At 73.1% G+C, this 12,308-nt stretch carries 10 protein-coding genes; 1 reads left to right on the forward strand and 9 read right to left on the reverse strand.

The features are described from left to right. Positions 1-284: 284 nt before the first annotated feature. The 7 genes from ACZ5CW_RS30870 to fmt all read right to left on the reverse strand — a co-directional run bounded on the left by ACZ5CW_RS30870 (position 285) and on the right by fmt (position 7,435). Positions 285-1,727 (reverse strand): GuaB1 family IMP dehydrogenase-related protein, encoded by a 1,443-nt coding sequence (locus ACZ5CW_RS30870; protein WP_468607133.1) that lies wholly within the window; start codon positions 1,725-1,727, stop codon positions 285-287. A 132-nt stretch (positions 1,728-1,859) separates the two neighbouring features. Then, positions 1,860-2,189, reverse strand: coding sequence for a barstar family protein (locus ACZ5CW_RS30875; RefSeq protein WP_468607135.1), 330 nt, complete (start codon positions 2,187-2,189; stop codon positions 1,860-1,862). Continuing rightward, positions 2,186-2,611 (reverse strand): guanyl-specific ribonuclease, encoded by a 426-nt coding sequence (locus ACZ5CW_RS30880; protein WP_468607253.1) that lies wholly within the window; start codon positions 2,609-2,611, stop codon positions 2,186-2,188. Before ACZ5CW_RS30880 ends, ACZ5CW_RS30875 begins: the two co-directional genes overlap by 4 nt. A 74-nt stretch (positions 2,612-2,685) precedes the next feature. Next, positions 2,686-3,729: a sugar-binding transcriptional regulator gene (locus ACZ5CW_RS30885; protein WP_468607137.1), complete on the reverse strand. Its 1,044-nt coding sequence runs from the start codon at positions 3,727-3,729 to the stop codon at positions 2,686-2,688. Between the two features lie 90 nt (positions 3,730-3,819). After that, the gene (gene rpe / locus ACZ5CW_RS30890) at positions 3,820-4,506 is read right to left on the reverse strand and encodes a ribulose-phosphate 3-epimerase (protein WP_468607139.1); all 687 of its coding nucleotides are present in this window, start codon (positions 4,504-4,506) and stop codon (positions 3,820-3,822) included. A gap of 154 nt (positions 4,507-4,660) precedes the next feature. Next, the gene (locus ACZ5CW_RS30895) at positions 4,661-6,079 is read right to left on the reverse strand and encodes an RsmB/NOP family class I SAM-dependent RNA methyltransferase (protein WP_468607141.1); all 1,419 of its coding nucleotides are present in this window, start codon (positions 6,077-6,079) and stop codon (positions 4,661-4,663) included. Positions 6,080-6,502: 423 nt separating this feature from the next. Beyond that, on the reverse strand, positions 6,503-7,435 hold the full coding sequence (fmt, locus tag ACZ5CW_RS30900; RefSeq protein ID WP_468607143.1) for a methionyl-tRNA formyltransferase: 933 nt from the start codon (positions 7,433-7,435) through the stop codon (positions 6,503-6,505). Positions 7,436-7,710: 275 nt separating this feature from the next. Here fmt and ACZ5CW_RS30905 point away from each other — a divergent pair, with 275 nt between their 5' ends. Further along, positions 7,711-8,253: a hypothetical protein gene (locus tag ACZ5CW_RS30905; protein WP_468607145.1), complete on the forward strand. Its 543-nt coding sequence runs from the start codon at positions 7,711-7,713 to the stop codon at positions 8,251-8,253. 299 nt (positions 8,254-8,552) lie between these two features. Here the strand turns inward: ACZ5CW_RS30905 and ACZ5CW_RS30910 are convergent, their stop codons facing one another. Together ACZ5CW_RS30910 and metK are read right to left on the reverse strand one after the other, a co-directional pair. Next, complete coding sequence (locus ACZ5CW_RS30910; RefSeq protein ID WP_468607147.1) at positions 8,553-10,700, reverse strand: primosomal protein N'; 2,148 nt, start codon at positions 10,698-10,700, stop codon at positions 8,553-8,555. Between the two features lie 135 nt (positions 10,701-10,835). Further along, positions 10,836-12,044, reverse strand: a complete 1,209-nt coding sequence (gene metK / locus ACZ5CW_RS30915; protein ID WP_468607149.1) for a methionine adenosyltransferase — start codon at positions 12,042-12,044, stop codon at positions 10,836-10,838. Positions 12,045-12,308 lie beyond the last annotated feature (264 nt).

Here is a 12,308-nt window from a genome sequence, read left to right on the forward strand (position 1 = left end):
CCGCCACACCACGTACAGCGCAGCACCCTACGGGGGTCCGGTTCACGGGCGTAATGCAGCAACCTTGCGCATGCCCGCATGATCATTGCGTTCATCGCACCGGAATGCCAAATCGTTGCGCACGGACTGTCGACCGTTGCACAGCGGTCCCCCTGGGGCCGTTGCCCGGCTGTCCAGGGACCGCGCACTGCAGCCTCCGGGCCACCGTCGGGCCCCGGGTATGCCGACGGCCCCCGCTCATCCCGGGTGTCGGGAGAACGGGGGCCGTGGGGAAGGGAGTCGGCTCAGCTCCAGCTGGCGTGCAGCGGCTTGCCCTCGGCGTAGCCGGCCGCGCTCTGGATGCCGACTATGGCCTTCTCGGCGAACTCCTCGAGGGAGCCGGCACCGGCGTAGGTGCAGGAGGAGCGGACGCCCGCGATGATCGAGTCGATCAGGTCCTCGACGCCCGGGCGGGCCGGGTCGAGGAACATGCGGGAGGTGGAGATGCCCTCCTCGAACAGCGCCTTGCGGGCGCGGTCGTACGCCGACTCCTCCGACGTGCGGTTGGCCACGGCACGCGCGGAGGCCATGCCGAACGACTCCTTGTAGGCACGGCCGTTGGCGTCGTGCTGGAGGTCGCCCGGCGACTCGTACGTGCCCGCGAACCAGGATCCGACCATCACGTTGGACGCGCCGGCCGCGAGAGCCATGGCCACGTCGCGCGGGTGGCGGACACCGCCGTCGGCCCACACGTGCTTGCCGTACTTCTTCGCCTCGGCGGCACACTCCAGGACCGCGGAGAACTGCGGCCGGCCCACGCCGGTCATCATGCGGGTGGTGCACATGGCACCGGGGCCCACACCGACCTTGATGATGTCCGCGCCGGCGTCGATCAGGTCCTTGACGCCCTCGGCGGAGACGATGTTGCCCGCGACGATCGGCACCTCCGGGTCGAGGGCGCGCACCACCTTGACGGCGCTGATCATCGACTCCTGGTGGCCGTGCGCGGTGTCGATGACGAGCGTGTCCACGCCCGCGTCGAGCAGCTGCTTGGCCTTGCCCGCGACGTCGCCGTTGATGCCGACGGCCGCGGCGACGCGCAGCTTGCCCCGCGCGTCGACGGCCGGGGTGTACAGCGTGGCGCGCAGGGCGCCCTTGCGGGTGAGGATGCCGGCGAGCCTGCCGTCCTTGTCCACGGCAGGGGCGTAGCGCCGGTTGTGCGTGTCGAGGGTGTTGAAGGCCTCGCGCGGGTCGATGTCGGCGTCGAGGAGCAGCAGGTCCTTCGACATGACCACTTCGAGCTGGGTGAAGCGGTCGACGCCGGTGAGGTCCGCGTCGGTGACGACACCGACGGGCCGGTGGTCGTCGTCCACGACCACGCCGGCGTTGTGCGCCCGCTTGGGCAGCAACGCCAGGGCGTCGGCGACCGTCTGGTGCGGGGCCAGCACGATCGGGGTGTCGAGCACCAGGTGGCGGCTCTTCACCCAGGAGACGACATCGGTGACCACGTCGATCGGGATGTCCTGCGGGATGACCACCAGGCCGCCGCGGCGGGCCATCGTCTCGGCCATGCGGCGGCCGGCGATGGCGGTCATGTTGGCGACGACGAGCGGGATCGTGGTGCCCGTGCCGTCCGGCGAGCTGAGGTCCACGCCCTGACGCGAGCCCACCGCGGAGCGGCTCGGCACCATGAACACGTCGTCGTACGTCAGGTCGTACGCGGGCTGGATGTCATTGAGGAAACGCACGTGCTGCACATCCCAGTCGATCAGAGGTGACCCCCGGACAGGTGTGCCAGGGGGAAAGAGCACGTACTTAATTCTCCCATGTCGGGGCCGGTGTCATGCCCCGACAGAACATCCAGGGTGCCCGCCGATCACCTAGGAGGAACCTCCAAGGGACAGGACGACGGCGAGGGAGGAAGTGCGATCCGCCGCCTCGGTGAACACGTCCTGCGCGATCCGCCACTCCTCCGGGTGCGCCTCTGCGTACGCCTGCCAGCCGCGCACGACGATCAGCAGCCCCTGCTCGACGGCGCCCTCGGGCCAGACGGTGTGGTCGGAGAGCGAATCGGCCAGCGCGTCCCAGTTGCGGCCGAACCAGTCGGGCAGTTGGAGGGCCCGGGCGACCCGGTCCATCAGACCGGCCTTGTCCCCGACCCCGTCGAGGTCCAGCGCGACCAGGAAACGGCCCGCCAGGTCTTCGCTCATCTCAGCACCGCCCGGAACGACGTGTAGTGATCATCGGTGTAGAAGAACTCCCCGCCCTGCCCGGTGACGATGCGCCGGGCCCCGCGGCCTTGGACGCCGGGGGTCTTGACGGTGTACTCGTGGTAGTAGCCGCGCGGGTGCCCCGGCAGACGGCCCTCGAGGTTCCCGAAGACGATCCCGTCCCTGGAATACGGATAGGGGCCTCCCTGGTCGATGAGGGCGAGCGTGTCGCGGGCCTCGGCGGGGAGCCGGGACTCCTCGACGGTGGGCATGCCCTTCGCCCACGCCGGGGTGGACACGCTCGAGGCGCTGGCGGTGCCCGTGGGGGACGAGCAGCCGGTCAGCAGGACGGAGAGACAGACCAGCAGTCCCGCGAGCACGCGAGGGACACGAGGGACGCGGGGGACGAGCCGCAGCAGCATGCCGACGATGCTGCCACGGCCGTCCCGCCCAGGCGCCGTCACGACCCGCAGGAAGCACCCGGGGGAAGGACCTCTCAGGAGCCGTCGGGGTCCGCGCGGCTCAGCGCGGGCTTCGGCGCCGGCCCCGCCGTCATCAGGTAGTCGGCGGCGGAGGTGTCGGTCACCAGGCTGGTGACCAGCCCCGAGCGCAGCACCGCGTCGATAGCGGCCGCCTTGCGCTGACCGCCGGCGATCGCCACGACCTCAGGGACACGGCGCAGCTGGTCGGCCTTGACCGTGATGCACCGCTCCCCCAGGTCGCGCCCGATCCGGCGCCCCTCGGCGTCGAAGAGGTGCGCGGACATCTCGGCGGCGACACCGAGCGAGGCGTAGTGCGCGCGCTCCTCGTCGCTGAGCATGTCGTGCACCGTCGAGATGCCCGGCTCCCAGGAACCGATGGAGACGCAGGCGACCGTGACCTTGTCGAAGTACTCGAAGGCCCGGGCGATCCCGGTCTGGTGGCGCAGCGCCGCCGCGGTGGCCGCGTCCGGCAGCAGCATCGGCGCGTAGATGGGGTGTGCGTCACCGCCCGACACCTGGGCGGCGCGGCGCACGGCCTCCACCGAGCCACGCTCGGCGGTCCCGGCGTCGTACACGCCCGTCAGCTGCACCACCGTGCACGGCGGCAGCCGGTCGAGCGCCGCCGCCATGTGGATGGTGGACCGGCCCCAGGCCAGCCCGAGCACGTCCCCCTCGTTGACGAGTTCGCCGAGCAGGTCGGCGGCGACCTCGCCGAGGTTCTCGGGGTCGGGTGTCTCCTCGGCCTCGGCCGGGGACTCGACCACGACGGCGTGCCTCAGGCCGTAGCGGGCGCGGAGCGCGTCGGAGCGCTCGGCGTCCAGCTCGGCCGGCACACGGATCTCGATGCGTACGAGATCCCGTTCGAGAGCCGTCTCCAGAACCCGGGCCACCTTGAAGCGGCTGACGCCGAACTCCTCCGCGATCTGGATCTTGGACTTGCCCTCGAGGTAGAAGCGGCGGGCCATGGCCGCCGCCTGCACCAGCTCAGCGGGTCCCATCCGCATGGCTGACCGGCCCGCCGACATACCCGACACGGCGATCTCCTCACTGCTGTTCACACTCTGGATTCGCCGTTCATCCTTGCAGATTCGGCGCAACTGATCCGCCCTGATGGGCGCCGTTCACTTAACCGTTCATTTACCTGTGGCTCAGTGGTCGCATGCCCACGACGCCTTGGCGGTGGACGCCTCCGCCTGGCTGCGCAGTGCACGGACCGCCTCGGCCGGGTCCTCGGCCCCGTACACGGCCGAGCCGGCGACGAACACGTCCGCTCCCGCGTCCGCGCACCGCTCGATCGTCGAGGCCGAGACACCGCCGTCGACCTGCAACCAGAGCTGGAGACCGTGCTTGTCGATCAGCTCCCGGGTGCGGCGGATCTTCGGCAGCATGATGTCGAGGAACGCCTGGCCGCCGAAGCCCGGCTCGACCGTCATGATCAGCAGCATGTCGAGTTCCGGCAGCAGGTCCTCGAACGGCTCGATCGGGGTCGCCGGCCTGAGCGCCATCGAGGCGCGGGCACCCTTGGCGCGGATCTCCCGGGCGAGCCGCACGGGAGCGGCCGCGGCCTCCACGTGGAAGGTGACGGACGAGGCCCCCGCCTCGATGTACTGGGGAGCCCAGCGGTCGGGGTCCTCGATCATCAGATGGCAGTCCAGCGGGGTGTCCGTCGCACGGGCCAGGGACTCCACGACCGGCACGCCGAGCGTCAGGTTCGGGACGAAGTGGTTGTCCATGACGTCGACATGGAGCCAGTCGGCGCCTTGGACCGCCTTGGCCTCCTCCGCGAGGCGGGCGAAGTCGGCGGACAGGATGCTGGGGTTGATCTGCACGGCCATGACCCAAGCCTGCCATGTCCGGAGCACTGATGTTCGCACTGCTCCACAGGCGAGACCGTTCATCCTACTTGTACGACCGCGTAGGGCCGCCTGTGGACAGCCGTGGGCGTACCCCGGCCGGCGCGTGGGACGCTCGCCGGGGGCGCCGTGGAGATCAGCCGGTCCGGCGGATGAGCGCCAGGTACATCGCGTCGGTTCCGTGGAGATGGGGCCACAGCTGCACGTCCGGGCCGTCGCCGAGCGCGGGCATGCCGGGCAGCAGCGGGCGGGCGTCGATCAGCTCGGTGTCGGGGTGCTGCTTGAGCACGTCGGCGACGACCGCCCGGGTCTCGGCGAGATGCGGCGAGCAGGTCGCGTAGCCGACGACCCCGCCGACCCGCACGGAGTCGAGCGCGGTGCGCAGCAGCGAACGCTGGAGGGGTGCGAAGTTGTCCAGGTCCTCGGGGCGCCGCCGCCAGCGGGCCTCGGGGCGCCGACGCAGGGCACCGAGCCCGGTGCAGGGCACGTCCATCAGCACGCGGTCGAAGGTGCCGGGCCGCCACGGCGGCCGGGTCCCGTCGGCGGCGATGACCTGATACGGCCCCGGGTTCCCGGTCAGCGCCTTGGCCACCAGGCCGGCCCGGTGCGGCTGCTTCTCCGATGCGAGCAGCGCGGCCCCGCGCTCGGCGGCGAGGGCGGCCAGCAGGGCGGCCTTGCCGCCGGGCCCGGCGCACCCGTCGAGCCACTTCTCGTCGGGCCCGTCGATCGGGGCGTTCGCCAGCGCGAGGGCGACCAGCTGACTGCCCTCGTCCTGCACCCCGGCGCGTCCCTCGCGCACGGCCTCGACCGCGCCCGGCTCACCGCCCTCGGCGAGCCGCACGGCGTAGGGTGACCAGCGCCCCGGTACGGCGGACTCCTCGCGCAGCAGTTCCTCGGCGGTGGCCCGGCCCGGCCGCGCGACGAGCGTCACCTCGGGCCGCTCGTTGTCGGCCTCCAGCAGGTCCTCGATACCGGCGCGCCCGCCGCCGAGGGAGTCCCAGAGCGCGGAGACGACCCAGCGGGGGTGCGAGTGCACGACGGCGAGGTGGTCCTCGGGGTCGTCGTCGTAGGGCGGCGCGACCTTCTCGATCCACCCGTCGAGGTCGTCCTGCGCCACCTTCCTGAGCACGGCGTTGACGAACTTGGCCCGTCCGTCCCCGAGCACCACCCGCGCCAGCTCGACGGAGGCGGACACGGCGGCATGCGTCGGGATCCGCGTCCCGAGCAGCTGATGCGCACCCAGGCTCAGCACATCGAGCACCGGCGGGTCGACCTCGCGCAGCGGCCGGTCCACGCAGGCGGCGATGACGGCGTCGTACGTGCCCTGCCGGCGCAGTGTGCCGTACACCAGCTCGGTGGCGAGGGCGGCGTCCCGGGCGTCGAAGTCGCCCTTCTCGCGCGCCTTCCTGAGCAGCGGCGGCAGCACGAGGTTGGCGTAGGCGTCCCGCTCGTCGACCGCGCGCAGCGCCTCGAAGGCCAGGATGCGGACGGGGTCCTTCTGGGGACGGCGGTAGGGCTTGGCGGGCCTACGGGGCCGCCGGGACTGCTCGCTCACGAAAAAGGTGCTCCGGATGTGAAGAAGAGGGTGCGCTTCCCAGCCTACGTCGGCGGCCGTCGGCCCCGGCGGCCCGGGGCGCGTCCACCGCACCGGCGGAAGGCTCCACCGCACCGGCCGAAGGCCTGCCGCCCCGCGACCGAGGCTCGTCCGCCCCGAACGACCGGAGTTCGACCAGTCCTCGACCGGGGCCCGGCCCTTCCACCGGCCGACGGCCGATCATCCCCCGACCGATGCTCGACCACCCCGGACGACCGGAACGAGGACCCACCACAGACCGGGCTCGCCTCCCCCAGCCTCGGGGCCGAAGCGACACCACCGCCCGCCCCCGGGCTCGACCACCCGTGGGACAACCGGAACGGCTCGCGCCGCGGAACGGGCTCGGCAGGCCCCACGGCTCGGCCGGCCCCGGTGCCCGCGGGCTCAGGCGCCGAGCGTCTCGGTCTCCGCGATCCGGACGCCCCGGGCCCAGTCGGCCGCGCGCATCGGCTTCTTGCCCTGGGCCTGCACCCAGAGCAGCTCGACGGCGTACGAGCCGGTGCCCACGTGCACGCTGTTCTTGCCCACCGCGAGCTGTCCCGGTGCGAGGTCGGTCCGCTCGGGCACGGGCGTGACCTGGATGAGCTTGAGCCGCTCCCCGCGGAACACGGTCCAGGCGCCGGGCGCCGGGGTGCAGCCGCGCACGACCCGGTCGACCCGCAGCGCGGGCGTCGACCAGTGCACCTGGGCGTCCTCGACCGTGATCTTCGGCGCGAGGGTGATGCCCTCGGACGGCTGCGGCACGGCCTTCAGGGTGCCGTCCGCGACGCCGTCCATGGTCGCGGCGAGCAGCCCGGCACCGGCGAAGGCGAGCCGGGTGAGCAGGTCACCGCTGGTGTCGGAGGGCCGGACCTCCTCGGTCACGGTCCCGTAGACGGGTCCGGAGTCGAGTCCTTCCTCGATGAGGAAGGTGGAGGCGCCGGTGATCTCGTCGCCCGCCATGATGGCGTGCTGCACCGGCGCGGCCCCCCGCCAGGCGGGCAGCAGCGAGAAGTGCAGATTGACCCAGCCGTGGGCGGGGATGTCCAGGGCCGCCCTGGGCAGCAGAGCGCCGTAGGCGACGACGGGGCAGCAGTCGGGCGCGATCTCCTCGAGCCGCTCCAGGAACTCGGGGTCCCGCGGCCGGACCGGCTTCAGCACCTCGATCCCGGCCTCCTCCGCCCGCTCGGCCACGGGCGACGCGACCAGCCTGCGCCCGCGCCCGGCCGGCGCGTCGGGCCGCGTGACGACGGCGGCCACCTCGTGCCGCCCGGAGGCGATCAGGGCGTCCAGGGCGGGAACGGCGACCTCGGGGGTACCGGCGAAGACGAGCTTCATGGGCGGGATCGGGCCTCTCGGGCGGGGGTCGGACGGGCAGCGCACCAGTCTATGACCACGGCCGGAAAGCCGCAGACGGCGCACGCTCCCTACGAGTTCACCCGTCCCGGCCCATAGGTGGGCGGCGCGCGATCCGCGGGGCGGCGTACGCATATGCCCGTACGCCCCCACCCCGTGACCAGCGGAGCGCAAGCGCGTTGGTCAAGGAAGAGTTGACCACATCGGGCCGCTTTCGCGGCCCAATTCCTTTCAACGCCGGTTCGAGAGGCTTGTTCATGGCCGACCACGCAACCCACGACGCCCAGGCCCGGGCCAGCCTGCACTTGCTGGTGCGGGACATCGAGCGGGTCCGCCGCCAGGTGGACGCGCTGCGCACGCTCACAGCCCAGTTGGGCAACGTCTACCGCCCGCGCCGCTCCGGCCCGTCCACGGGCTTCGTCGTCTACGGACGCGCCCCCGCCCCGACAGTGCGCCTCGCCCAGGAACTCCGGGACAGTGTCGAGACCCTGGTCACGGCCGCCGTGGACTTCGACCGTTCGCTCGGCTTCTCATGGGACGCGGTGGGCTCCGCGCTCGGAGTCACCAAGCAGGCGGTGCACCGCCGTTACGGCGCCCGGCGGGCCGCGGCCCAGGCGGCCGCCGAGTCGGAGCGGACGACGGAGTCGTCCGGCAGCCGCACGATCAATGTGAACACCGGCCTGCCCACGGTGCCGACGGTCCCCGCGGCCCGTTCCATGCCCACCCAGCCGACCGCCGGCAGCCCGGCCCTGCGCGACGAGGTCCGGCCGACGGCCTTCCCGGGCCCGCGCAACGGCTGACGGCCCCGAGCCTGCCCTCCCGAGGGGCATCCAGAGCCCTCCGGGAGGGCACACAGCGTCCCGGGCCGCGCCGTATCCCCTCCGCCTCCGCCCACACCGGCGCAGCGCGCACCAGGCCGCGTCGGCGGCACGCACAGCGAGGACAGCGGCGCCGCATCCCCCACCGCGACCCGCCTCCACGGCAACACGCCCACCACCACGGCGACGCGCCCACCACCACGAACGACGCCGCCGCGACGCCGGTCCGCGCCCCACGCGACGCGTGCCCACCGGCAAGGCGTGCCCCGGGCAGTGCGACGTCAGCCGATGTCCGGCGGATCGATCCGTACCCGCACCACCTCTTCGCTCCCCCGCGCCAGGCGAGCGGCCTGCGCGGTCTTCAGGGCGGAGGCCAACACGGCCCCGCTGCCCGGCGGTACGCGTACGAGCGCTCGCTCCCAGTCCTCGCCCGGCGGCGGCGCGCCGGGCCTGCGCGGCCGGCCCGGCAGCGTGGGCGGCACCGGCACGGGCCCCAACACCTCGGCATCCGGCGGCAGTTCGACGGCCGTCAGGAATTCGGCGACGGCCGAGGGCGGGCCGGACACGGCTGCCATCCGCGACACCGGCGGGAAGCCCAGCTCGGCCCGCTCGCCCAGCTCCCGCACCGCGTGCCCGACGGGATCCCACCGCACGAGGGCCTGCACGGGCCGCAGGGTCGGCTCGGCCACCACGACCACCGTCCCCCCCTGCCCCTGCGGCCGGACGAGTGCCCCCGCCGCGATCCACCGGCGCAGCGCGTCCTCACCGGCCCGCAGGTCGGGCCGGACGAGCATGGCCCAGCCGTCCAGCAGCAGCGCCGCCGCGTAGCCGCCCTCGGCGACCGGTTCGGCCCCCGGGGTGCTCACGACCAGCGCGGGCGTGCCCGGCACGGTGTCGAGCACATGCTCCCGCCCCGAGGTGCGCACCGGCACGGCGGGAAAGGCCCGCCCCAGTTCCTCGGCGGTCCGCCGCGCGCCCACGATCTGGGCGCGGAGCCGGAAGCCGCCGCACTCCGGGCAGTGCCAGGCGCTCTCCTCGCGCCCGCACCACCCGCACCTCAGGACGCCCCCGTCCTGCCCTTCGAGCGGCCCCGAACAGTGCCGGCAGCGCGCGGGCGCCCGACACTGGGCGCAGGCCATACGGGGCGCGTAACCACGCCGGGGCACCTGCACCAGGACCGGACCGTGCCGCAGCCCCTCGCGAGCCACCTGCCAGGCGAGCGTGGGCAGCCGGGCGGCACGGGCGGCCTCGTCGCGGGCGAGGTCCTCGTCCCCCACGGTCCGGACCAGGGGCGCGGCCCCCCGCACCTGCTCCCGCCCGGCGACCAGCGGCCGGGCCCAGCCGCTCTCGACGAGCTGGGCGGCCTCCACGGTGCAGCCGAAGCCGCCCAGCAGGAAGGCGCACCTGTCCAGCGCGGCGCGCAGCAGCAGCACGTCCCGCGCGTGCGGCTGCGGGGCGTGCTGCTCGCTGTGGCTGTCGTCACCGTCGTCCCAGATGGCGACGAGTCCCAGGTCCTGCACGGGAGCGAACATGGCCGCGCGCGTGCCGACCACGGCCCGTACGGACCCCCGCCGCACCGCGAGCCACTGCCCGTACCGCTTCTCGGGACCGGCGTCCGCGGTGAGCAGCGCGTGCCGGCCCGGACCGAGCAGCGCGGTGAGCGCGTCGTCGACCCGTGCGGCGGCCCGCCCGTCGGGTACGACGACGAGAGCACCGCGCCCCGAGGCGAGGGTCGCGGCGACGGCCCGGGCGAGTTCCTCGCTCCACTGCGGGCCGGGCAGCGCGTTCCACACGGCGCGGGGTGCTCCTGAGGAGGCGAGCGCCTCGATGAAGGCGGCCCCGTGCTCGTAGCGCGCCCAGGACCCGGCTTCCGGGGCCTGCGGCGGGGGCAGCGGCGCGGGCGACGGCCGCTGCTCGGCACGCGCGCTGCGCGGGGGCACCGCCAGCTGCAGGACATCGGCAAGGCTCCCCGCGTACCGGTCGGCGACGGCCCGCGCGAGCCCGAGCAGCTCCTCGCTCAGCACCGGCTCCGGAGAGACGACCTGGGCCAGTGCGGCCAGCGGTCCGGAGTAGTCCGTCTCGGCCCGCCGCTCGACGAGGAAGCCGTCGATGAGCCCGCCGCCCTCCCGGCGGCCCTCGCGCACACGGCCACGCCCCGCCCCGAACCGCACCCGTACCCGCACTCCGGGCTGCGCCTGCTCGTCCAGCTCCTCGGGCACCGCGTAGTCGAAGTACCGGTCGAGGTGCAGCACGCCCTTGTCGACCAGGACCCGGGCCACGGGCAGATCCTTGGCGAGCGCGGCCCCGCGCCAGGTCCGCGGTTTGGCGCGCGGCGCCTTCGCCTGGCGCACGCTCTCCCGGATGAGCGCGAGCTGCTCCGGCGGCGCACCCTCGCCCCCGCCGTCCTCCGCTCCGTTCCCGCTGCTCACGCTTGCATTCTTACCAAACTCCACCGACAACACCGTCCGTCGGCCCGCGCCCGCCCCCGGGGCTCGCGGCCCGCGGACACGCCGAGGCCCGGCCTCCCAGGGGAAGCCGGGCCTCGGTGAGAGGAGGAGCCGGGGTTACAGGCCCACGGCCGTGCGCAGGGCGTCCACGCGGTCGGTGCGCTCCCAGGTGAAGTCGGGCAGCTCGCGACCGAAGTGGCCGTACGCCGCCGTCTGGGCGTAGATCGGGCGGAGCAGGTCGAGGTCGCGGATGATCGCGGCCGGGCGGAGGTCGAAGACCTCGTCGATCGCCTTCTCGATCTTCTCGGTGTCGACCTTGGCGGTGCCGAAGGTCTCCACGAACAGGCCGACCGGCTCGGCCTTGCCGATCGCGTAGGCGACCTGGACCTCGCAGCGGGAGGCCAGGCCGGCCGCCACGACGTTCTTGGCGACCCAGCGCATGGCGTAGGCGGCCGAGCGGTCCACCTTGGACGGGTCCTTGCCGGAGAAGGCGCCGCCGCCGTGGCGGGCGAAACCGCCGTAGGTGTCGATGATGATCTTGCGGCCGGTGAGGCCGGCGTCGCCCATCGGGCCGCCGATCTCGAAGCGGCCGGTGGGGTTGACCAGCAGGCGGTAGCCCTCGGTGTCCAGCTTGATGCCCTCGTCCAGGAGCGCCTTCAGCTCCGGCTCGACGACGAACTCCCGGATGTCGGGGGCCAGCAGCGACTCCAGGTCGATGTCGGAGGCGTGCTGGGAGGAGACGACCACCGTGTCGAGGCGGACGGCCTTGTCGCCGTCGTACTCGATGGTGACCTGCGTCTTGCCGTCCGGGCGCAGGTAGGGGATGGTGCCGTTCTTGCGGACCTCGGAGAGGCGCTTGGACAGGCGGTGCGCCAGGAAGATCGGCAGCGGCATCAGGGTGGGCGTCTCGTCGGACGCGTAGCCGAACATCAGGCCCTGGTCGCCCGCGCCCTGCTTGTCCAGCTCGTCGTCGTCGCCCTCGACCCGGTTCTCGTACGCCGTGTCGACACCCTGTGCGATGTCCGGGGACTGTGCGCCGATGGACACCGACACGCCGCAGGAGGCGCCGTCGAAGCCCTTCTTGGAGGAGTCGTAGCCGATCTCGAGGATCTTGCTGCGGACGAGGGTCGCGATGTCCGCGTAGGCCTTCGTCGTCACCTCGCCGGCCACGTGCACCAGGCCGGTGGTGATCAGCGTCTCGACGGCGACGCGGGACGTCGGGTCCTCGCGCAGAAGCGCGTCGAGAATGGTGTCGCTGATCTGGTCAGCGATCTTGTCGGGGTGACCCTCGGTCACGGACTCCGAGGTGAACAGGCGACGGGACACAACGCTCCCTGTGGTTGCAGCGGCTGCTGGCTGATCAATTGCGGACGACGCGAGGGCTGCGCCCGCCGTCGACCGTGAACAGTTTATCGGTCGCACTCGGCCGATGGGCCACTGTCTCGCCTCTCGGGAGCGCTGTGACCTGCGGCACGAGCATTCTGCACAATGCCGAGCGGCCTTGGCCAGGGCGGCCACGCGACATTGTGCGCTGGAAAAAAGACGTCGAACGGCTGAAACAAATCGGTCCGGACGGCCGAACCGGGCGAA

It is taken from the genome of Streptomyces sp. NPDC031379 (genome assembly GCF_055569615.1).

What these genes read in the sequence shown, in the direction of transcription:
- ACZ5CW_RS30875 (WP_468607135.1), bottom strand. Translation starts at nt 2,189, where the DNA reads ATGAGCGAAGACCTGGCGGGCCGTTTCCTGGTCGCGCTGGACCTCGAC.
- ACZ5CW_RS30905 (WP_468607145.1), top strand. Translation starts at nt 7,711, where the DNA reads ATGGCCGACCACGCAACCCACGACGCCCAGGCCCGGGCCAGCCTGCAC.
- fmt (WP_468607143.1), bottom strand. Translation starts at nt 7,435, where the DNA reads ATGAAGCTCGTCTTCGCCGGTACCCCCGAGGTCGCCGTTCCCGCCCTG.
- rpe (WP_468607139.1), bottom strand. Translation starts at nt 4,506, where the DNA reads ATGGCCGTGCAGATCAACCCCAGCATCCTGTCCGCCGACTTCGCCCGC.
- ACZ5CW_RS30880 (WP_468607253.1), bottom strand. Translation starts at nt 2,611, where the DNA reads ATGCTGCTGCGGCTCGTCCCCCGCGTCCCTCGTGTCCCTCGCGTGCTC.